19 protein-coding genes are annotated in these 20149 nt (G+C 72.1%); 11 read left to right on the top strand and 8 right to left on the bottom strand.

Annotation, left to right across the window (positions count from 1 at the left end; genetic code table 11):
• Nucleotides 1-246: 246 nt before the first annotated feature.
• Both AB0J86_RS04080 and AB0J86_RS04075 read right to left on the bottom strand, forming a co-directional pair.
• Nucleotides 247-447 carry a DUF397 domain-containing protein gene (locus AB0J86_RS04080; protein WP_363853025.1) on the bottom strand — a complete coding sequence of 67 codons (201 nt, stop codon included), beginning with the start codon at nucleotides 445-447 and terminating at the stop codon, nucleotides 247-249.
• 15 nt (nucleotides 448-462) lie between these two features.
• Nucleotides 463-1362, bottom strand: a complete 900-nt coding sequence (locus AB0J86_RS04075; protein ID WP_363852202.1) for a helix-turn-helix transcriptional regulator — start codon at nucleotides 1360-1362, stop codon at nucleotides 463-465.
• 177 nt (nucleotides 1363-1539) lie between these two features.
• Here AB0J86_RS04075 and AB0J86_RS04070 point away from each other — a divergent pair, with 177 nt between their 5' ends.
• The 3 genes from AB0J86_RS04070 (at nucleotide 1540) to AB0J86_RS04060 (ending at nucleotide 3443) form a co-directional block, all read left to right on the top strand.
• Nucleotides 1540-1713, top strand: coding sequence for a hypothetical protein (locus AB0J86_RS04070; RefSeq protein ID WP_363852199.1), 174 nt, complete (start codon nucleotides 1540-1542; stop codon nucleotides 1711-1713).
• 459 nt (nucleotides 1714-2172) lie between these two features.
• Nucleotides 2173-2454, top strand: a complete 282-nt coding sequence (locus AB0J86_RS04065) for a DivIVA domain-containing protein (protein ID WP_363852196.1) — start codon at nucleotides 2173-2175, stop codon at nucleotides 2452-2454.
• A gap of 263 nt (nucleotides 2455-2717) precedes the next feature.
• Nucleotides 2718-3443, top strand: coding sequence for a CPBP family intramembrane glutamic endopeptidase (locus tag AB0J86_RS04060; RefSeq protein WP_363852193.1), 726 nt, complete (start codon nucleotides 2718-2720; stop codon nucleotides 3441-3443).
• On the opposite strand, the gene AB0J86_RS04055 is transcribed toward AB0J86_RS04060, so the two are convergent.
• Together AB0J86_RS04055 and AB0J86_RS04050 are read right to left on the bottom strand one after the other, a co-directional pair.
• Nucleotides 3440-3856 (bottom strand): MarR family winged helix-turn-helix transcriptional regulator, encoded by a 417-nt coding sequence (locus AB0J86_RS04055; RefSeq protein ID WP_363852190.1) that lies wholly within the window; start codon nucleotides 3854-3856, stop codon nucleotides 3440-3442. The two genes, AB0J86_RS04060 and AB0J86_RS04055, sit on opposite strands and share 4 nt — an antisense overlap.
• A 12-nt stretch (nucleotides 3857-3868) precedes the next feature.
• Nucleotides 3869-4756 (bottom strand): NmrA/HSCARG family protein, encoded by an 888-nt coding sequence (locus AB0J86_RS04050; protein ID WP_363852187.1) that lies wholly within the window; start codon nucleotides 4754-4756, stop codon nucleotides 3869-3871.
• A 105-nt stretch (nucleotides 4757-4861) separates the two neighbouring features.
• On the opposite strand from AB0J86_RS04050, the gene AB0J86_RS04045 reads away from it, so the two are divergent.
• Together AB0J86_RS04045 and AB0J86_RS04040 are read left to right on the top strand one after the other, a co-directional pair.
• On the top strand, nucleotides 4862-5341 hold the full coding sequence (locus AB0J86_RS04045) for a MarR family transcriptional regulator (protein ID WP_363852184.1): 480 nt from the start codon (nucleotides 4862-4864) through the stop codon (nucleotides 5339-5341).
• A gap of 148 nt (nucleotides 5342-5489) precedes the next feature.
• On the top strand, nucleotides 5490-6110 hold the full coding sequence (locus AB0J86_RS04040; RefSeq protein WP_363852181.1) for an RraA family protein: 621 nt from the start codon (nucleotides 5490-5492) through the stop codon (nucleotides 6108-6110).
• A 1-nt stretch (nucleotide 6111) separates the two neighbouring features.
• On the opposite strand, the gene AB0J86_RS04035 is transcribed toward AB0J86_RS04040, so the two are convergent.
• The 3 genes from AB0J86_RS04035 to AB0J86_RS04025 form a co-directional block, all read right to left on the bottom strand.
• The gene (locus AB0J86_RS04035; protein ID WP_363852178.1) at nucleotides 6112-6411 is read right to left on the bottom strand and encodes a YciI family protein; all 300 of its coding nucleotides are present in this window, start codon (nucleotides 6409-6411) and stop codon (nucleotides 6112-6114) included.
• 149 nt (nucleotides 6412-6560) lie between these two features.
• A complete protein-coding gene (locus AB0J86_RS04030) occupies nucleotides 6561-7736 on the bottom strand; it encodes a macrolide family glycosyltransferase (RefSeq protein WP_363852175.1) in 1176 nt (391 codons plus the stop codon).
• A gap of 207 nt (nucleotides 7737-7943) precedes the next feature.
• The gene (locus AB0J86_RS04025; RefSeq protein ID WP_363852172.1) at nucleotides 7944-8096 is read right to left on the bottom strand and encodes a hypothetical protein; all 153 of its coding nucleotides are present in this window, start codon (nucleotides 8094-8096) and stop codon (nucleotides 7944-7946) included.
• A gap of 702 nt (nucleotides 8097-8798) precedes the next feature.
• Between AB0J86_RS04025 and AB0J86_RS04020 the strand changes: the two genes are divergently transcribed.
• Entirely contained in the window at nucleotides 8799-11963 is a 3165-nt protein-coding gene (locus tag AB0J86_RS04020; RefSeq protein WP_363852169.1) for an FAD-binding and (Fe-S)-binding domain-containing protein, read from the top strand.
• A gap of 6 nt (nucleotides 11964-11969) precedes the next feature.
• Nucleotides 11970-13094, top strand: coding sequence for an enolase C-terminal domain-like protein (locus AB0J86_RS04015; RefSeq protein WP_363852166.1), 1125 nt, complete (start codon nucleotides 11970-11972; stop codon nucleotides 13092-13094).
• Nucleotides 13095-13226: 132 nt separating this feature from the next.
• Here AB0J86_RS04015 and AB0J86_RS04010 read toward each other — a convergent pair whose 3' ends face one another.
• Complete coding sequence (locus AB0J86_RS04010; RefSeq protein ID WP_363852163.1) at nucleotides 13227-15287, bottom strand: glycogen debranching N-terminal domain-containing protein; 2061 nt, start codon at nucleotides 15285-15287, stop codon at nucleotides 13227-13229.
• A 161-nt stretch (nucleotides 15288-15448) separates the two neighbouring features.
• Here AB0J86_RS04010 and AB0J86_RS04005 point away from each other — a divergent pair, with 161 nt between their 5' ends.
• The 4 genes from AB0J86_RS04005 to AB0J86_RS03990 all read left to right on the top strand — a co-directional run bounded on the left by AB0J86_RS04005 (nucleotide 15449) and on the right by AB0J86_RS03990 (nucleotide 20033).
• Nucleotides 15449-16504 (top strand): LacI family DNA-binding transcriptional regulator, encoded by a 1056-nt coding sequence (locus AB0J86_RS04005; RefSeq protein ID WP_363852160.1) that lies wholly within the window; start codon nucleotides 15449-15451, stop codon nucleotides 16502-16504.
• A gap of 64 nt (nucleotides 16505-16568) precedes the next feature.
• Nucleotides 16569-17816 (top strand): extracellular solute-binding protein, encoded by a 1248-nt coding sequence (locus tag AB0J86_RS04000; protein ID WP_363852157.1) that lies wholly within the window; start codon nucleotides 16569-16571, stop codon nucleotides 17814-17816.
• A gap of 170 nt (nucleotides 17817-17986) precedes the next feature.
• Nucleotides 17987-19132 (top strand): sugar ABC transporter permease, encoded by a 1146-nt coding sequence (locus tag AB0J86_RS03995; RefSeq protein WP_363852154.1) that lies wholly within the window; start codon nucleotides 17987-17989, stop codon nucleotides 19130-19132.
• Nucleotide 19133: 1 nt separating this feature from the next.
• Nucleotides 19134-20033: a carbohydrate ABC transporter permease gene (locus tag AB0J86_RS03990; RefSeq protein WP_363852151.1), complete on the top strand. Its 900-nt coding sequence runs from the start codon at nucleotides 19134-19136 to the stop codon at nucleotides 20031-20033.
• The last annotated feature ends 116 nt before the right edge of the window (nucleotides 20034-20149 follow it).

Genomic DNA, 20149 nt, shown 5'->3' with positions numbered 1-20149 from the left:
CCCAGAGTGACGACGTGGCCGGCGATGACGATCGGGTACTGCGATGACGGTGCGTTATCGAGGAGGGTGCTGGCGCCTCTGGATGAAGTGCTCGATGCTGTCGACCAGGTCGCGCACCTCGTTGGCGGGTCCGGCACGGGTGATGTCCTGATGCCCCCGGCGAGCCGAGTGGACGATCCGCTGATCGCCGAGCAGGTTGAGCACGGTGGCGAGGGCGCCGGCGCGAAGTACAGCGTGCGTGGGCGCCTACGACACCGAGCGATTGTGCTTCAGCCCGCCGAGGAACGCCACCCAACTGGGAGCTGGGAAGATCAGCACGGGACCAGAGGCGTCCTTGCTGTCGCGTACGCCGACGGCGGCCGGGAGCTGCGCGACCTCGACGCAGTCACCGTTGCCCCCGCCGCTGGAACGGGTGCTCTTGCGCCAGTTGGCGCCGGTCAGCTCCACTGCTGCCACCCCTGTCTAGATCTCGTCTCGCGCTCGGGCAATCAGTTCGCGTGACTCCTCGACGCTGGCTGCGGCGGCGCGAAGGTACTCGAAGGCAAGCGTAAACCGCTCTACGTCTGCCTCGTCTTCCACGTCCAGGTCGCCGGTGGGCGACTCTACGAAGGCGATCGGTGGATGGGCGGGAAAGCGCATGATCGAGAACGCGCCGTTCAGGCCGGCGTGCCAGACGGTCTGCTGGCGGAGTACCTGGATCGCCACGTTCTTGCGGGGTTCCAGGAGTCGGTCGAGCTGGGCCTTCAGGATCTCGCCACCGCCGAGTGGGCGGTGCAGCAGCGACTCGTCCAGGACCGCCCACAGCTTCAGCGACCCGTTCGTCACCCGCTCCTGCCGAGCCATCCGCGCCGCGACCAGCTTGTCGATCTCGTCCGAGCTGCGGCCATGCCCGTCCGGTTCGCCCATGAAGGTGGCGCGGGCGTACTCGGGTGTCTGGAGTAGCCCGTTGACGGTGCCCCACGACCAGGTCTGGAGCTGGGACGCCTCGGCCTCGAAGGCGATGTAGGTGCTGAGTCCGCGGGTGATGACCTGGCGGTAGTCCTCCCACCAGCCGCGACCGCGTGCCTCCCGGGCAAGGCGCCAGTACTGCTCCCTCGTCGTGGTGTCGGTGACGCCGTATAGGGAGAGCATCAGGAACAGGTCGCCCTTGCTGACGCTGCTCTGGGCAAGCTCGATGCGGGTCACCTTCGCCTGCGAGCAGCCGAGGTGCTCGGCCACGGTGTCGGCCGAGAGCTGTGCTTCGAGGCGTAGGCGCTTCAGTTCGATCCCGAGCTGACGGCCGCGGATGGTCGGTGTACGTCGGTCTCGCTTGGCCGCTGGCATGGCGAAAGTTTCGACTACGTCGGTGTTGGGATCAAGCATGCCGATGATCGATTCCTCAAATAGGCGGTTTGCTATTGCCCAACGATTGTCGGCATGAGACGGTATGAATGATACACATCTCGATCAAGTGAGCATTCCTCGGCACAAACTGACGGCGTCGCCCGAGCTGGGGCGGGGTCCCGTCGGTATGCCCTGATCCACCGGAGCGAGGTAGACATGCCGCCGTATCAAGTCCTGCTGTCCGTCGTCGGAGCCCTGCTGGTCGGCTTCGCCGTGGGCCTGATCTCGTACCGCCAGTCGCGCCGCTGGTGCACCACGTGCGGCTCCTCGCTGAGCTGCCTCGCGTGCCTCCGGCTTGAGCACATGAACGACCGGCGAGGGCGTGCGTGAACGGCAGGGCATGCCAGCCTGGCGGCGGCGCCGTTCGGCGATCGGAGCCAAGTACGGACGAGTCGGGCCGGACGAGTACGGGATCTTCTCGCCTGCCGCCGCTGCCCAAGCCCGGCGACGTGTTACTTGTCGACGGGCGCGCCTCCGTGCAGTTCGCCGGCGACCGAGCCGTGGTCCTGAGGGTTGTATCGGTGCCGGGCTGGCCGACCTACTACGGCTGGTGCTGGCTTGTCGGGTACGTGCTCGGCCCGAACGGTCTCGCCGTTGAGCGCCGGGAACTGTTCGTCCAACTGTCCGGTCTGCGACCAGCCCTCGTCCCCAGCCAGCCGAGACGTCGAGTCCAGACGCCTACGGCAGCGCGACCGGCGAGTGGCCGCGCGCGGGGCGCGACCCCGTCGTAGGCATGTGAGACAGATCGTCGTTCTAGCCTTACGGCCCCATTCCTAGGAGCAATTGCCGATGGGCATTTACCTCTCCCGCATGCCGCCGCAGCGGATACGAGCCGCCAACATTCGCCGGGTTCGCTTCCGGCGGGCCGCGCTGGGTCGGCGCGGTCTGGCCGAGGAGCAGGTGTACGCGTTCGTGCGCTGGATGGTCGACGAGCTGACCGCCCGCGAGGCCACCGAGACCGCACTTCGCGACCAGAACGCCAGACTGAGGCGAGCCCTACGCGAGCGGCAGGACTGGCAGGCGGCGAGGCGACACCGGAACGCGGGGCGTTGGAAGAACCCGCACTACTAGCGTCGGCCTTCCGCTACGGGGACCCGGCAGTGTGGTCTCCGCTCCACGCCATCAGCGGGACGCTGGAGACGACGTTGCCGCAGGTCTTCGCCCCGGACTCTTCGGTACGGCTGGAGGCGGCCCGAGGACGCCCTTGGGGTTACTCGGGGATGGGTCTGTAAGCACTGACTGCGCGGCGGCTGAGCGCGGCCGGCGGGCGGACGCCGGCGGAATTCGTGAAATTGTTTCGTTAGGACCGCACGTGGCTTCGGTAGGGTCACCCGGTGCGTCGACGTATTGATCGGTGGGCTCACCGGTCGCCGATCTGGACCGCCGTCGGGTTGACGGTCGCGTGGCACGTGCTCCTGTTCGCGCTGGCCGAGTTGGTCGGCGGCCTCTCCGCATCCTGGTTTCCCGATCTGGGTCCCGCGCTGGTCAACGCCGGTACCGCGGTCGGGACGCTCGCCTTCGTGGCGTGGATGGGTTGGTGGCGGGGCTCGGCTCTCGCCTGGCGTCGCCCCGACCGCTCCTGGTGGTGGTGCCTGCCGATTCTGGTACTCGTCACGTCGTACGCGGTGCCCGGTCTCGCCGGCTCGGTGACGGTGTTCACGAGCACCGCGCTGACCATGCTGGCCGTGGGCGTGGCCGAGGAGTCCGTCAGTCGCGGCGCCATTCAGTACGTGCTGCGTCAGCTCGGCCCGATGCGCGCCGCCGTCTGGGTCGGCGTGCTCTTCGGGCTCGGGCACGCGCTCAGCGCCTTCTGGTTCGGCCGCGCCTGGGACGACACGGTCGTCCAGGTGGTCAGCACGAGCGCGTTCGGCTTCGGCTTCGCGGCGTTGCGCTGGCAGCTCCGTACGATTTGGCCGCTGGTCGTGCTCCACGCCCTCGACGACCTCTTGCAGCTCCGCAGCCCCGACGCCGCTCCACTGTGGTGGCAGGCGGCGATTGCCGTGATCTTCGTCGGGTACGGGTGGTGGCTGATCCGGCGCCTGCCCGGTCGGCCGGATTAGCCCGGTTCCGCCGCTGTTTCGAGGTTGCGGCTCATGCGTTCGAGTACGTGGACGGTGGTCCGGTACTCGTCCGGGGTGATGCCGCTCATGGACAGGTCGCGGAACGTGTCGACGCGCTTGGCCACGACGGCCAGGTGCGCGACCCCCTCGGAGCTGAGGGCGAGCCGGCCCGGTGCGGGTCGGGTCGCCCAGCCATCGGCGAGGACGGCGTCGATGGCGGCCGTCAGCGTGGGTACGTCCGCGTTGGCGGCGAGGGTTGCCAGGACCTCAGCGTCGGGGACGTCACCGACGTCCTCGATGACGTTGAGGACCTGCCAGGCGATCCGGGTGAGGCCGAACTGCGCCAGCATCGAGTTCATGTAGCGGGTGAGCGCCTGGTCGGTGCGGTTGAGCCAGTAGCCGATCGGTTTCATCGCGGTGCTCCTTCAGTGGCGGGTGTGCGCGGCGGCGGAGGCCAGCAGCGCGGGCCAGTCCTGGGCCGTGGCCCAGTCGGCGAAGCTGTGCCAGGCGACCTCGGGGTAGGCCTGGCGCAGGCCGGCGACGTCGACGTCGAGGCCGACGGTGGTGAAGTACTCGAACATCGCGGCCAGGTCCTCGGATCGGGTCCGCACATAGGTCAGCGGCACCTCGCGACAGGCGATGGGCCGGCCGATCGCGGCGGCGAGGATCTCGGCCATCTCGGCGGGGGTCCGCTCGTCGGAGGCGATGTCGATGCGCCGGCCGGCGAACTCGTCGCGGCGTTGGAGGGCGAGCGCGGCGAACGCGCCGATGTCGGCGGCCGGAATGAGGGTGAGAGGCCGATCGGCGGGCATGGGCCAGGCGAAGGTGCCGTCGCGGAGCCCGTCGAGGGTCCAGCCGCTGGCGTAGTTGTCCATGAACGCCGCCGGTGCGATGACGGTCCACGGTACGCCGCAACCGCGTAGGTACTGCTCGACCAGGTACTTGCTCTCGTAGTGCGGTACGCCGGTGCCACGGTCGGCATGGGCGGCGGTGGTGAGCACGACGTGCCCGAGCCGGGCGGTGACCGCGGCGTCGACGAGGGCCCGACCCTGGCGGGTCTCCGTGGCGAGGTCGGTGCCGAACGGGGTGGTGACGGCGAACAGGGCGTCGGCGCCCGCGAGCGCCGCGTCGAGCGAGGCGTTGTCGTCGAAGTCGGCGCGGCGCACGTCGGCCCCGAGATCCCGCAGCGCCACTGCGGCGGGCGAGTCGGGGCGGCGGGTGAGCGCACGCACCCGATGGCCGGCCGCGAGCAACGTACGGGCGGCGGCGCCGCCCTGGGCACCGGTCGCGCCGGTGACGGCGACGGTGAACATGTGACCTCCGGAGTAGTATCGTTGCGTGACACATTTGTTGTGTCGCGCAGTGAACCGTAGCGGCGCATAGCTGCGTCGCGCAACTATTTTGGGAGTGTGGTCCACATGACCGGCGCCCGTCGGGTCAGGCTGTACGACGAACTGTCGATGGCGTCCCGTCGGTACCTGGCGGCGTACGTCCTGTTCAACCAGGCCATCGCCGACCACCTCGGGCTGCATCCCACCGACGTGCAGGCCCTCAGCCTGCTGACCGCCGAGCCCGGGCCGCGCACGGTCAAGCAGATCGCCGAGATGACCGGCCTGACCGCCGGTTCGGCCACCCGTCTGGTCGACCGGCTCGAACGCGGCGGTTACGTGGTGCGTACGCCCGACCAGCACGACCGCCGTCGGGTCCTGGTGGCCCTGGTGCCCGAACGCGTGGCCCGAGTCACCGCCGTCTGGGACGACCTTGGCCAGGCCTGGCAGGAGGTCCTCGACGGCCACAGCGAAGAGGAGCTGGAGATCATCACCCGGCACCTGCGCCGGGCCCACGACCTCAGCCACGCGCAAATGGACCGCCTGCGATCCCGACCGCAACCGGACTGAACTCGGCGCCGGTCCGGGGCGCGTTGCAAACCGTACGTACGTATTATTAGGCTGGCCGGGTGCCCGGCCCCTGGCGACGCCCGATCCTGACCGACGCGACCGTCGCAGGCCCGACCCTTCCGTAGCCACCCTCGATTGGAGGCGGACCATGAGCGACGCCAGCGGATTCACGAACATCTCCCCGACCAGCCTCGCCGACGTTCTCGGCCGCGAGCAGGTCATGGACATCGGCATTCGCCCGCTCTGGTCCCCGATCCCGCGAGTCGCCGGCGCGGCGTTCACCGTGCGGTGCCCTCCCGGCGACAACCTCATGCTGCACGCCGCGATCTACCGCGCGGAACCTGGCTCGATCATCGTGGTGGAAGCGGGTGACCTGGACTACGCGGTCAGTGGGGGAAACGTCTGTGCCGTCGCTCAACGTCGAGGGATCGCCGCCTTCGTGGTGGACGGGGTGATCCGCGACCTCGCCGAGGTACGCGAGATGGGCTTTCCCGTCTTCGCCAGGGGAGTCATCCCCATCCCCGGGGCCAAGGCAGCCGTCGAGCCGCTGAATCGTCAGGTGCGGTGCGGCGGCGTGAACGTGACCCCCGGCGACATCGTGGTGGCCGACGAAGAGGGCATCGTGGTTGTTCCCGCCGCCCGTCAGGAGCAGGTGCTCCTGGACGCTCAGACGAAGGTGGCCAAGGAGGCCGACGAATCCCTCGATGCATGGGAGCAGGCGCATCGCGCCCGCATCGACCGGATCCTGAGCGAGAAGGGCTTCGACTGAATCAGCGGTCGGCCGCGAGCCGGCGTCCGTCGAGGCGGATTGTCCATGGTTCCACCGCGGTGATCCGCAGGTGGCTGCCGCTCCACGGGTCGCGGCCCAGCAGTTCCCGTACGGCCTGCTCGGACTCGGCCTCGAAGACGAGGACCACGCGCATGTCGTCGAGCGGGCCGCCGAGCACGATGCTGCCCTGGTCGACAAGCGAGTCCATGTAGGCCGCGTGCGCGAGCCACTCGGTCTGCTCTTCCATCGGCCGGGCGATGTCCCATTCCGGCCCGGAGTGGGACAGGTGGACGAGATACATGCCCATCTCCTACCACCCGGGTACGACACCCACCGGGAACGGAGCAACGGCTCGCCCCTTCCAGTCGCCCGAGCGCCTTGCCGACGGTCGGGGCGCCGGGTAGTTCCAGGGCGACGTGCGCCCTGGAACTACCCGACCAACAGTCGGGGTCAGGTCAGCATCTTCTCGATCAGGTCGGCGGCGCGCGGGGTGCCGCCCTCGGCCACCGCCTCGGCGCGCAGCAGCTCCGAGCGGCGGGCCACCCCGGCGTCGCCGACCAGCTCCGTCAGCGCCGTCCGCAGGGCCTCGGCGGTGGCTTCCGCGGTGTCGACGCGGCGGGCCACGCCCAACTCCACGAGCCGGTCGGCGTTCATGAACTGCTCGGCGGCCTGCGGTACGGCGATCATCGGTACCCCGGCCCGCAGCCCCTCGCCGCAGCCGCCCATACCGGCGTGGGTCACGAAGGCGTCCGCCTGCTCCAGGATCGCCCGCTGCGGGATCCAGGAGTGCACCTCGACGTTGGTCGGGATGTCGCCGAGTTCGCGCGGGTCGGTGTACTTGCCGATCTGCAGTACGACGTGCCAGCCGGGCAGGTTGCCGTAGGCCGCCAGGCACCGGCGGTAGAACTCCGGTTGCCGGGTGTACGCCGAACCCAGGGAGATGACGAGCACGTTCTCCGCATTCGCCGGACGGGTCCAGGCGCCCGCGTCCGCGCGTGCGTCGAAACAGGGCCCGACGAAGGTCACCCGGTCGCCGTCGACCCGGTCGGCGTGCGGCTGCATCGCCCGGCTGATCAGCGCGAGCGCCCGCGCGGGACGACCGGAGAAGTCGTCCACGTCGGTGGTGGAGGCCCCGCAGCCGGCGAGCCACCGGGAGAACCTTTCCCGGTACGCGTCGGCGCCCGGCAGCTGCCGCAGCTGCGCCGCGACCTCCTCGTCGTAGCCGTCCCAGGCCACGAACGTCGGGGACAGCTGCACGATGGGCCGGCCCTGCGATTCGGCCAGGGCGCGCGCGGCGTAGGCGCCGATGTCGTACAGGTACAGGTCCGCCGGGTCGTCGTCGTAGGCGGCGCGCAGCTGGGGGAGCGCCTGGACGGCGTCGTCGAGGAAGAGGCCCATCGCGGCGATCGGATCATCGGGCCAGTTGTTGTCGGCCACCGGCAGCCCGGAGGCGCAGGGGACGAGTTCGGCGCCGGTGGCCGCGATCAGCTCGCTCACGGCCGGGTCGTTGGCGTACGTCACGCGGTGGCCACGGGCCACCAGCTCGCGGATGACCTCAAGGCTCGGCAGGACGTGGCTGACGGCGGGGATGCCGACCATGGCGATGTGGGTACGGCGACGAGACATGGATACACGCTCATTTCTGGTCTACGGCGGAGAGGACACGGCAGGCCGGCGCGGTGACCTGTGCCAGGCCCGCGCATCGGCGTGCGGGAGAAGAGCCGGGGCGCTGCCCCGACCGTGTCAGCCGTAGATCAGAGGGAGATGCATGCCCGCGACTCTAGTGTCGTTTCCACGGATGTCCAGCCGGTTTGTCCTTGGCAGCCGCAGCTCCTACTCGTCCGGCTCCCAGGCGATGAGCCGGTCGAAGTGGCGTCGGTCGCCGTCGAGCTTCAGGGAGTCCAGCGCAATCCGGCCGTAGAAGAGCAGGACCAGCTCGTGGGGCCGTGCCCCGGGCGGAGGCGTCGGCCACGTCCGGGTCCGCACCGGCACCGCTGCCGGGCGTGGGGAGGCGGTCGGCCCGTGCACCGTCGGCGGAGAGCCGCAGGCGCCAGGAGCGGCCCTCGACGGCGTGGTAGTCGACGGCGGCGGGCTCGTGCGGCCAGGCGCTCGTCGTCGCGCAGCAGGTGGAGAGGAACTCCTCCACACCGTCGAGGGCCACCTCGTCCGGCAGCGGCTGCGAGGCGCCGAGCGTGACCTGGGCGTCATAGGTGTGCACCGCGTCAACGGGATCCGCTTCACGAAGACCGGCGCGCCGGCGATGTCCAGCAACGCCGACGTGCCTCCGACGCCGGACCCGATGGCCGGCGCCGTGTCCACGAGCTGAGCAAGCTGGTGATCACTGAGTAGGGCCAACGCCGTGGACACGGCGCCGTACCTGTCCACGCGTGTCTCGCGCGACCTGTCCGTGCCGTCGTGCGGCAGTCCGCTCACCGGCTACCCGTTCTCGATGATCTTCAACGCCTCACGGAGAGCGTACCCGTGGGTGAGAGGCCGAGATGGCGGGCGGGCCTCGACCACGACCCATCCGAAAGGTAGGTCCCGACCCCGCAAGATCATCTGAAGAGTTGCCGCCAGGCGTACCGACGTTTGAGCTGGTCGCGAGCGGGTAGGCCCGGGCGGTTCCGCGACCGGCGGACCGATCGTGTCGGCCCGTCTGGCGGCGGCCCGGGGTTGAAGGAGCGCGGGGTGGAGGAGCTTCGGAACGCGGGGGTCGCGACCCGGCACCGGGACGCGGGGCCGGTACCGCTGCCGGACCCGGTCGTCCGGGCGCCGGCGCCCGCCTCCGACGTCGACCTGCGCGCCCTCGCGGCCGAGCTGCGCGCCGCCGTCGACGGGGAGGTACGGTTCGACGCCGGCTCGCGGGCGACGTACTCGACCGACGCCTCCAACTACCGGCAGGTGCCGCTCGGGGTGGTGCTGCCGCGCACGGTCGAGGCGGCGGTGGCGGCGATCGAGGTGTGCCGGCGGTACGGCGCCCCGCTGGTCTCCCGGGGCGGCGGCACCAGCTTGGCGGGGGAGTGCACCAACACGGCCGTGGTGCTGGACTGGTCGAAGTACTGCAACCGGCTGCTGGAGGTCGACACGGCGGGGCGTACCTGCCTGGTGGAGCCGGGAATCGTCCGCGACACCCTCAACGAGCTGCTGAAACCGACCGGGCTGGAGTTCGGGCCGGAGCCCGCCACCCACGACCACTGCACGGTCGGCGGGATGATCGGCAACAACTCGTGCGGCGCCAGCGCGCAGCGCACCGGCAAGGTGGTCGACAACGTCGTGGAGCTGGAGGTGCTGCTCTACGACGGTACGCGGATGTGGGTCGGCGAGACGAGCGACGAGCGGTACGCGCAGATCCAGCGCCAGGGCGGCCGGCCCGCGGAGATCCACCGCCAGCTGCGGGCGCTGCGCGACGCGTACGCCGCCGAGATCCGCGCCCGCTACCCCGACGTCCCCCGCCGGGTCTCCGGCTACAACCTCGACAGCCTCCTGCCCGAGAAGGGCTTCCACGTCGCGCAGGCACTGGTCGGGTCGGAGTCGACGCTGGTGACGATCCTGCGGGCCCGGCTGCGGCTGGTGCCGGTCGTCAAGTTCCGCTCGCTGGTGCTGCTCGGCTACCCGGACATCGCCGCGGCCGGCGACGCCGTACCGGGGGTACTGCCGTACGGACCGATCGCGCTGGAGGGGCTGGACGACACCCTGATCGACTTCGAACAGCGCAAACACCTGCACCCGGCGGCCCTGCACAAGCTGCCGCGGGGCGGCGCGTGGCTGATGGTGCAGTTCGGCGGGGAGACCGCGCGGGAGGCCGACGAGGCGGCCGACCGCCTGATCAACGCGGTCCGCCCCGACGGCCCGGACGGCAGCGTGAGCCGCGACGGCTGGCCGAGCGTGCTCCAGTTCGACGACGAGGCCGACGAGAAGCAGCTCTGGGAGGTCCGCGAGGCCAGCCTCGGCGCCACGGCGCACGGCCCCGGGCAGCACGACGACGACCACCCGGGCTGGGAGGACTCGGCGGTGCCGCCCGACCGGCTCGGCGACTACCTGCGCGACCTGGACCGGCTCTTCGAGGAGTTCGACCTCGTACGGACGTCGCTGTACGGGCACTTCGGGCAGGGCTGCGTGCACACCCGGATCCCGTTCGACCTGCGCAGCGCCGACGGGGTGCGGCGGTTCCGCGGCTTCGTGGAGAGCGCCGCCGACCTGGTCGTCTCCTACGGCGGCTCCTTCTCCGGCGAGCACGGCGACGGGCAGGGACGCGGCGAGCTGCTGCCGAGGATGTTCGGCGAGCGGCTGGCGTACGCCTTCGGGCAGCTCAAGGCCGTCTTCGACCCGGACGACCGGATGAACCCGGGCAAGGTGGTGGCGCCGTACCCGCTCGACGCGTACCTGCGGCTCGGGGCCGACTACCAGCACGGTCCGGTGGAGACCATATTCCGGTACCCGGAGGACGGCGGCAGCTTCCCGCACGCGGTGCTGCGCTGCGTCGGGGTCGGCAAGTGCCGGCGGGAGCACGGCGGGGTGATGTGCCCGTCGTACATGGTGACCCGCGAGGAGGAGCACTCCACCCGGGGGCGCGCCCGGCTGCTCTTCGAGATGCTCGACGGTACCGACCGCGGCGGGCTCATCGCCGACGGCTGGCGCTCGGACGCCGTACGCGACGCGCTCGACCTCTGCCTGGCCTGCAAGGGGTGCAAGGCCGACTGCCCGGTCAACGTGGACATGGCCACCTACAAGGCCGAGTTCCTCGCCCACCACTACGCCGGCCGGTTGCGCCCCCGCGCGCACTACTCGATGGGCTGGCTGCCCGCGGCCGCCCTGCTCGCCGCGACGGCGCCCCGGCTGGTCAACGCACTCGCGCACGCCCCCGGGCTGGACCGGCTGGCGAAGCTGGCCGCCGGCGTCGACCAGCGCCGGGACCTGCCGCTCTTCGCCGAGCAGACGTTCACGCGCTGGTTCGCCCGGCGGGTACCGCGCGGCGACGGCGCGCGCGGCGAGGTGATGATCTGGCCGGACACCTTCACCAACCACTTCCACCCCGACGTCGGCCGGGCCGCCGTGGAGGTGCTGGAGTCCGCCGGCTGGCGGGTACGGGTGCCGGACCGGCCGGTCTGCTGCGGGCTGACCTGGATCTCCACCGGTCAGCTCCGCACCGCCAAGCGGGTGCTGCGCCGCACCGTGGCGACGCTCGCCCCGCACCTGCGCTCGGGCGGCCTGGTCCTCGGCCTGGAGCCGAGCTGCACCGCCGTGTTCCGCTCCGACGCGCCCGAACTCTTCCCGGACGACGAGGACGTCCGCAAGCTGCGCCGGCAGACGGTCACCCTCGCCGAGCTGCTGCAGGAGCACACCCCCGACTGGCAGCCGCCGGTGCTCTCCCGGGCCGCGCTGGTCCAGACGCACTGCCACCAGCACGCCATCCTCGGTGCCGAGGCCGACCGCGCCCTGCTGCGCCGGGCCGGGGTCGACGGCGAGTTCCTCGACTCCGGCTGCTGCGGGCTGGCGGGGAACTTCGGCTTCGAGCAGGGGCACTACGAGGTCTCGGAGGCGTGCGCCGAACGGGTGCTGCTCCCCGCGCTGCGCGCCGCCGAACCGGGCACGGTGATCCTGGCCGACGGCTTCAGCTGTCGTACCCAGATCGAACAGGGCGCGGCCGGCGGCCGGCGCGCCATCCACCTGGCCGAGCTGCTCCGCGCCGGGCTGCGCGGTGGTCGCGACGGCCCGCTGCCGGAGAGCCAGTGGGCGCGGCGCCCGGCCGCGCCGACCCGGCTGGTCCGGTCCGCCACCACCGTGGCGGCCGGCGCCGCCGTGCTCGGCGCGGCGACCGCCCTGGCCCGCGCCGTGGCCCGGTCCCGGGGCTGATCGGGCGTGCGGCTCGCGGCCAGCGCCTACCGGGTACCGACCGACGCGCCCGAGGCCGACGGCACCCTTGCCTGGTCGAGCACCACGCTGGTGCTGGTGCACGCCTTCGACGGACCGCCCGGACCGGCCCCCGCGATGCCCCGCCCGGGCGACGCCGGGCCACCGGTCGGCCTCGGCTGGACCTACGGGCCGGCGGCGGCCGCCGGGGTGGTGGCCGAGCTGCTGGCCCCGGCGGTCGCCGCCCTCGACCCCGACGACACCCCGGCGGCCTGGCAGGCGATGCGCGTCGCGCTGCGCAACGCCGGCCGCCCCGGCGTCGCCGGGCTGTCGCTCTCGGCCGCGGACTGCGCGATCTGGGATTTGAAGGCCCGCCGGCTCGGCGTGCCGCTGGCCCGGCTGCTCGGTACCGCCCGCCGGCAGGTGCCGGTCTACGGCAGCGGCGGCTTCACCACGTACGACGCGCAGCGGCAGCACCGGCAGCTGGCCGAGTGGACCCGGGAGCAGGGCATTCCCCGGGTGAAGATCAAAATCGGCGAGTCCGACGGTGCGGCCGAGGGACGGGACCTGGCGCGGATGGCCGCGGCCCGGGCCACGATCGGGGACGGGGCGGAACTCTACGTCGACGCCAACGGCGGCTACCGGCGCAAGCAGGCGGTACGGGTCATGCGGGCCGCCGCCGACCTCGACGTGCGCTGGTACGAGGAGCCGGTCAGCTCCGACGACCTGGCGGGGCTGGGCGTGGTCCGCGACCAGGTGAGCGCCGACGTCGCGGCCGGCGAGTACGCCTTCGACCTGGCGTACGTGCGGCGCATGGTCCCGTACGTCGACTGCCAGCAGCTCGACGTGACCCGGTGCGGCGGGATCAGCGAGTTCCTGCGCGCGGCGGCGGTGGCCGAGGCGGCCGGGCTGGACGTCTCGGCGCACTGCGCCCCGCACCAGCACCTCGCGGTCGGGGCGGCGGTGCCGAACCTGCGGCACCTGGAGTGGTTCCACGACCACGTGCGGATCGAGTCGATGCTCTTCGACGGCACGGTGCCGGCGACCGGGGGAGCGGCGCCGGTGCGCCTCGACGCCCCCGGCAACGGACTGGCGTTCCGCTACGCCGACGCCGAGCGGTTCCGCGTCGGGTAGGCCGGGTCGCGCGGGCGGCGAGCGGACCTCCCGGCGGGCAGACATGGCGCGGCCTGCCGTCCCCGCTGCCGCCGGCGTCGCCGCCGGGCTGCTCGACGGCCGGACCCGCCCCCGGGTTCGCCCGGTTGCGGGCTACCCGAGGGTGGCGACGCCGTCGCGGTCGACCGCCACGTCCACCGGGTCGCCCCCGACGCGGAACCGCCGGACGCGTACCGCGCCGAGCGGGGCGCCGCGCAGCGGCCGCAGGTCCAGCCGGCCGTTCGGTACGTCCGGGTAGAGGCCCACGGCCGCGCGCAGCAGCACCACGGCGGAGGCCGCCGACCACGCCTGCGGCCGGCAGGCCGCCGGGTACGGCACGGGCCGGCCCAGCGTCTCGCGGTCGTCCCCGCCGAACAGCTCGGGCAGCCGGTAGTCGAAGGCCTCGGCCGCGCCGAGCAGCCCGTCGGCGAGCCGGGCGGCCTGCTCGGCGTGGCCGCCCTCGGCGAGCCCGGCGAGGGCGATGGCGGTGTCGTGGGTCCAGATGGAGCCGCAGTGGTACGACAGCGGGCTGAATCCGGCGTCCTTGGTGGACATCGTGCGCAGCCCGAACCCGCCGGCCAGGGTGGGGTCGGCGAGCAGGTCGGCGACGCGGGTCGACTCGTCGGGGGAGAGCAGGCCACTGCCGAGCAGGTGCCCGATGTTGCTGGTGAGCGCGTCGACCGGCCGCTTGTCCCGGTCCAGCGCCAGGGCCGGGTGGGGGCCGAGCGGGCCGTCCACCCAGAACCGGGCGCGGAAGCGCTCGGCGAGCGCGCCCGCGTACTCCCGCCAGCGCTCGCCGCCGGGCCGGTCGAAGGCGTCGAGCAGCGCGGCGCCGTCCAGCGCGGCCCGGTGGGCGTACCCCTGCACCTCGACCAGGGCGATCGGCGGCCGGGCCAGGCCGCCGTCGCGGAACCGGACGGAGTCGTGCGAGTCCTTCCAGCCCTGGTTGGCCAGGCCCTGCCCGCTGGTGTCGAGGTACTCGACGAAGCCGTCGCCGTCGGGGTCGGCGTACCCGTCGAGCCAGCCGAGGGCGGCCTCGAGGTGCGGCAGGAGCGGGACGATCTCCTCCTCGGGCAGGCCCCAGCGCCAGGCGTCGTGCAGCAGGCTCACCCAGAGCATGGTCGCGTCGATGGTGCCGTAGTAGGCGGCGGGCAGGCGTAGCCCGTAGCCGACGCTGACGAACTCGTGGCGGCGCAGCTCGTGCATGATCTTCCCGGGCGCCTCGCCGGAGCCCGGGTCGAGCCGGGTCCCCTGGTGCCGCGCGAGCACCCGCAGCGTGCCGGCGGCGAGGTCGGTGCCGAGCGGCAGCAGCATCCGGGCCGCCCACAGGCTGTCGCGGCCGAAGAGGGTGAGGAACCACGGCACGCCGGCGCCGAGGAAGACCTCGTGCGGGGTGTCGGCCTCGGCGAGCCGCAGCGCGCGCAGGTCGTCGAGGGAACGGTCGAGCAGCCGGACGAGGCGCCGGTCGTCGGCCTCGACCTGCGGGCGGGACCAGGCCGGTTCGCCCGGCGGGGTCACCACGATCGCCCGCGGGTCGTCGACCGCGAGCCGCCAGCGCAGCACGGTACGGCCGCGCGGCGGCAGCTCGACCGACCAGGTCAGCAGGCTCACGGCCGGGTCGGCGCCGGTGTCCGTGCCGTCGGCCGTCGCGCCGGCGTCGGCGGTGGCCCCCTCGCCGGTGACCGTGACCGTGATGCCCTCGGCGCTCCACACCAGCTGGTCCGCCTGGCCGATCTTCGCGTTTAGCTCGTCGACGGGGATGCCCGACTTCACCGTCTCGATCGGGGCGAGGTCGCAGCCGAGCCGGAGCGTCACGGTGGCGCGTACCGGTGCGGCGGCGGTGGAGACGACCTCGATCTCCTCGGTGAGGCCGCGGGGGACGACCCGGCGGATCCGGTCGACCCGTACGGTCGGGTCGGCGCCGGGGTCGCCGAGCCAGCGGGCGAGGGAGACGAACCGGGCCCCGTGCGGGCCGTCGGTGCCGTGGGCGATCGCCTCGGGTTCCCGGCCGTCGATCCGGAGTTCGGCCTGGCGCAGTACGCGCGCGTCGGCGTGGAAGACCCCCTGCACCCCGAGCGGTCTGAGCTGCCCGTCGGGGCCCGTCAGCGCGCTGGTGGGCGCGAGGACGACCCCGACGAGGTCGTGCAGCAGCGGCTGGAGACGCTGGTCGGCCACGAGGGACTCCTGAGGGTGGTACGGGCGGAACGCGGTGCCTCTTGACAAGCCGGCGCGCGACGTGCAAAGTGCGAGCATTCCATGGACTTGAACGATCCAATGATGCCCTACTGAAATTGGATCGTTCAAGCGGGGCGATGAGGGATTTTATGGCGGAAAAAGTGACGATCGCGACAGTCGCCAAGGCGGCCCGGGTCTCCCGGCAGACCGTCTCGAACGTGCTGAACGCGCCGCACATGGTCCGGGAGGAGACCCGGGCCCGGGTCCGGGAGGCGATCACCGCCCTCGGCTACCGGGCGAACCAGGCCGCCCGGCAGATGCGCACCGGCCGGTCCCGGCTGATCGCGGTACGCATCGAGCCGACCCGCGACGGCGTCAACGGCTCCGTCCTCGACCGCTTCCTGCACGGGCTCACCGAGAGCGCCGAGGGCGCCGGCTACCGGGTGATGCTCTACACCGCCGCCGACGCGCCCGCCGAGATCGAGGCGTACGACCAGCTGCTCGGCGCGTACGAGCTGGACGCGTTCGTGCTCACCGGCACCGACCACGGCGACCCCCGGACCGCCTGGCTGGCCGAGCGCGACGTGCCGTTCGTGACGTTCGGACGCCCGTGGAGCGACCCGGCCGAGGCCGGGCGGGACGGCCGGGGAGCGCTGCCCGCCGGCCATCCGTGGGTCGACGTCGACAACGGCGCCGGGGTGGCCCAGGCGACCCAGCGGCTGCTCGACAACGGGCACCGGCGCATCGGGTTCATCGGCTGGCCGGTCGGCTCCGGCGTCGGCGACGACCGGCGGTCCGGCTGGGCGCGCACGCTGCGCTCGGCCGGGCTGGACCCGACCGGCCTCGACCGGCAGGCCCCCGACGGGTTCGACCAGGGCGAGGCGGCGGCGCGGGACCTGCTCGCCCACGGCGAGCCCCCGACGGCGATCGTCTGCGCCAGCGACTCGCTCGCGCTCGGCGCGCTGCGGGCGGTACGCGTCCCCGGCCCCGGCTGGTCACCCGGCGCCGGCCCGGAGATCGCGGTCACCGGGTTCGACGACACGCCGGTGGCCCAGGCCATCGGGCTGACCAGCGTGAGCCAGCCGCTGGCGCGGGCCGCGGCCTGCTGCGTGGAGCTGCTCACCGACGTACTCGACCGGGACACCGCGCGGACCGGCTCCGGCGCGCCCCGGCACGTGCTGTTGCGACCGTCGCTGGTGGTCCGGCAGAGCGGGTGAGCACCGCCAGCCCGTTCCAGGACCACCGCGACACACCACACCCCACCATCCAGGAGAACACGAGATGACACGACGAGTGATCCGCCGGGCCGCCCTGGCCGGCGTCGCGGCGGCGGCGCTGCTGGCCTCCGGGGCCTGCGGCAGCGGCTTCGACGACAGCTCCGGCGGCGGCGAACAGAGCAGCGGACCCGCCTCGCTCCAGATCCTCATCGGCTCGTCCGGCGCGGCGGAGACCAAGGCCGTGCAGGACGCCGCCGCGGCCTGGGCCAGCTCGTCCGGGAACACGGCGACCGTGACCCCGGCCCAGGACCTCGTCCAGCAGCTCGGCCAGGCACTGGCCGGCGGCACGCCGCCGGACGTCTTCTACGTCGACGCCGGCCGCTTCGCCGACTACGCCAGCGTCGGCGCGCTGGAGCCGTACGGGGACAGGCTGGCCGACGCGGACGACTTCTACCCGACCCTGCGTACCGCGTTCACCCGCGACGGCAAGCTCTACTGCGCCCCCAAGGACTTCTCCACCCTCGCCCTGGAGATCAACACCGATCTCTGGAACAAGGCCGGCCTCACCGACGCCGACGTCCCGACCACCTGGGAGCAGCTGACGGCGGTGTCGCAGAAGCTCAAGGCGAAGGGCGTCACCCCGCTGGCCATCGGCGACACCCGGGACCGTGTCGGCGCCTTCCTCAAGCAGGCCGGCGGCTGGATCACCAGCCCGGACGGCAAGCAGGCGACCGCCGACAGCCCGGAGAACCTCCAGGCGCTGCAGTACGTCAAGGGCCTGCTCACCGCTGGCCTGGCCCGGTACCCCAAGCAGCTCGACGCCGGCTGGGCCGGTGAGGCGTTCGGCAAGGGCAAGGCGGCGATGACGATCGAGGGCAACTGGATCAAGGGCGCCCTCCAGAACGACTTCCCGAACGTCAAGTACACCGTCCACCCGCTGCCGGCCGGCCCGAAGGGCCAGGCCACGCTCTCCTTCACCAACTGCTGGGGCATCGCCGCGAAGAGCAAGTACAAGGAGCAGGCGATCAAGTTCGTCGAGGCGATGACCTCCGCCGACCAGCAGCTCGCCTTCGCGAAGGCGTTCGGCGTGATGCCGTCGCGGCAGTCCGCCAAGGACCGGTACGTGCAGCAGTTCCCGGCCGACAAGGCGTTCATCGACGGTGCCGAGTACGCCCAGGGTCCGGTGAACGCGCCGAAGATGGACAGCGTCCTCTCCGACTTCGACACCGGCCTGCAGGGGCTCGACCAGGGCGACCCGAAGGCGCTGCTGGCCCGCGTACAGAAGAACACCCAGGCGGCCCTCGCCGGCTGAGCTTGCGGGACCCGGCCGCGCCACGAGCCCGGCCGGGGCCCGCGACATCCCGTCCGACCGGCCCGACCACGGGCGTGCGACCCGTGGCCGGGACCGGTCGGCGGATCGGTGACACGGCGACAGGCCACCAGTTCCGGCAAGCCGGCGACTGGCGGACCGGAGGAAGGGACATGGCTACCGACGTACTGACCGGGCCGGGCGACACGCGGCGGACTCCGCCCGCCCCGGCGCCCCGGCGCACCCGCCGCCGGGCCGGCATCCGCAGCCGGGAGACGACCGCCGGCTGGCTCTTCGTGACGCCCGTCGTGGTGCTCCTCGGGCTGTTCATGCTCCTGCCGATCCTGATGGCCCTCTGGGTGAGCCTCACCGACTGGAACGGCCAGGGCAGCCCGTTCACCGGCCGGGTACCACTGGCCGGGCTGGACAACTACACGGATCTGTTCACCCGGGACGGGCTCGCCCGGCAGAACTTCATGACCTCGATCCGGAACAACCTCTACTACGTCGGCATCGTGGTGCCGGCGCAGACGGTGCTGGCCCTGCTGCTCGCCCTCGTGGTCAACAACCGGATGCTGCGCGGCCGGTCGTTCTTCCGCAGCGCCTTCTACTTCCCGTCGATCACCAGCTCGGTCGCGATCAGCGTGGTCTTCCTCTTCCTCTTCGCCAACTCCGGCGCGGTCAACGGCATCCTGGCGCTCTTCGGCATCGACGGGCCGCAGTGGTTCGCCGACTCGCGCGGCCTCGGGCACCTGCTGCTCGGCGCGGTCGGCGTGGACCATCCGCCGGCGGCGCTGGCCAGCGGCGGCCCCTTCGGCATGAGCTGGTGGGACTGGCTCTCCGGGCCGAGCGTGGCGATGTGCTCGATCATCATCCTGGTGGTCTGGACCACCTCCGGCACCTTCATGCTGATGTTCCTGGCGGCCCTGCAGAACGTGCCGGTCGCGCTCGACGAGGCGAGCCTGCTGGACGGGGCGAACCGCTGGCAGCGGCTGCGCCACGTCACCCTGCCGATGATCCGGCCGACCCTCTTCCTGGTGCTGGCGCTGGGCACGATCGGCAGCTGGCAGGTCTTCGACCAGATCTACGTGATGAGCCAGGGCGATCCGGCCAAGACCACGCTCACCCCGGCGTACCTCTCCTACCGCACCGCGTTCCGGGACTTCGACTACGGCTCGGGCGCGGCCATCTCGTTCGTGCTCTTCCTGATCATCATCCTGCTCACCATCGCCCAGCGCTGGCTGCTGCGCGAGCGGGACGCCGGGTCCCGGGCGAGGCGCGCCGGGCGCGGCCCACGGCGTACCGGACGGAGGTCCTGAGATGGCCGTACTGACCGAGCCCCGGCGGGGTACCGACGGCCCGGCGCGGGCGGGCTCCGGGCGGCGCGAGCCGCGCGGTCTGCTGACCACCTTCCTCGGGTACGCCGTGCTGGTCTTCTTCGGACTGGTGTACCTCTACCCGTTCGTCATCCAGCTGGGCAACGCCTTCAAGACCGAGCCGGACGCGGCGGCCAACCCGTTGTCGCCGATACCGAGCCCGCTGGACGTCACCAGCTTCCTGCGCATCTTCGACGGCACCGACTTCCCGCTCTGGTTCGGCAACTCGGTACTGATGACCGTCTGCGTCACCGCCGGGCGGGTCGGTACCGCCGCACTGGCCGGGTACGCGCTGGCCCGGCTGAGGTTCCGCGGGCGCAGGGTGGTCTTCGGCATGGTCGTCGCGATGATGGCGGTGCCGCCCGTGGTGCTGCTGATCCCGAAGTTCCTGGTCCTCAACCAGCTCGGCATCTACAACAGCTACCTGGGGTTGATCGTGCCGCTGCTTGCCGACGCGACCGCCGTCTTCATCATGAAGCAGTTCTTCGAGTCGATCCCGGTCAGCGTCGAGGAGGCGGCCCGGATCGACGGCGCGGGCGCGGTGCGCACCTTCTGGTCGGTGGTGCTGCCGATGGCCCGGCCGGCGCTGCTGGCCGTGACCATCCTGATGTTCCAGGGCGCCTGGAACGAGTTCCCGCACACCCTGGTCGCGGTGCAGGACCCGCGCCTGTTCACCCTGCCGCGCGGCCTCGCCGACCTGGTCAGCGGCTCGCTGGGCAAGGGTACGCAGTATCCGCTGAAGCTCGGGGCGGCGCTGCTGGCGACGATCCCGGTCGCGGTCATCTTCGTGGTCTTCCAGCGGTACTTCGTCCGGGGCGCGAACGAGGGGGCCGACAAGGGCTGACGGGCCCCGCCCGCGCTTGACAACACTTTGGAGTCGATCTATGTTACGGAAAATCTCGGCCGGTTTTCCGGAACTTCGGCTGGCCGGTACCCACGCGGTAGAGCACCGTGGACCGC

This window comes from Micromonospora sp. NPDC049559, assembly GCF_040676675.1.
GTDB lineage: Bacteria > Actinomycetota > Actinomycetes > Mycobacteriales > Micromonosporaceae > JBFAPK01.
Note: the sequence above shows the minus strand (reverse complement) of the source record. Positions and strands in the feature narration are given on the sequence as shown.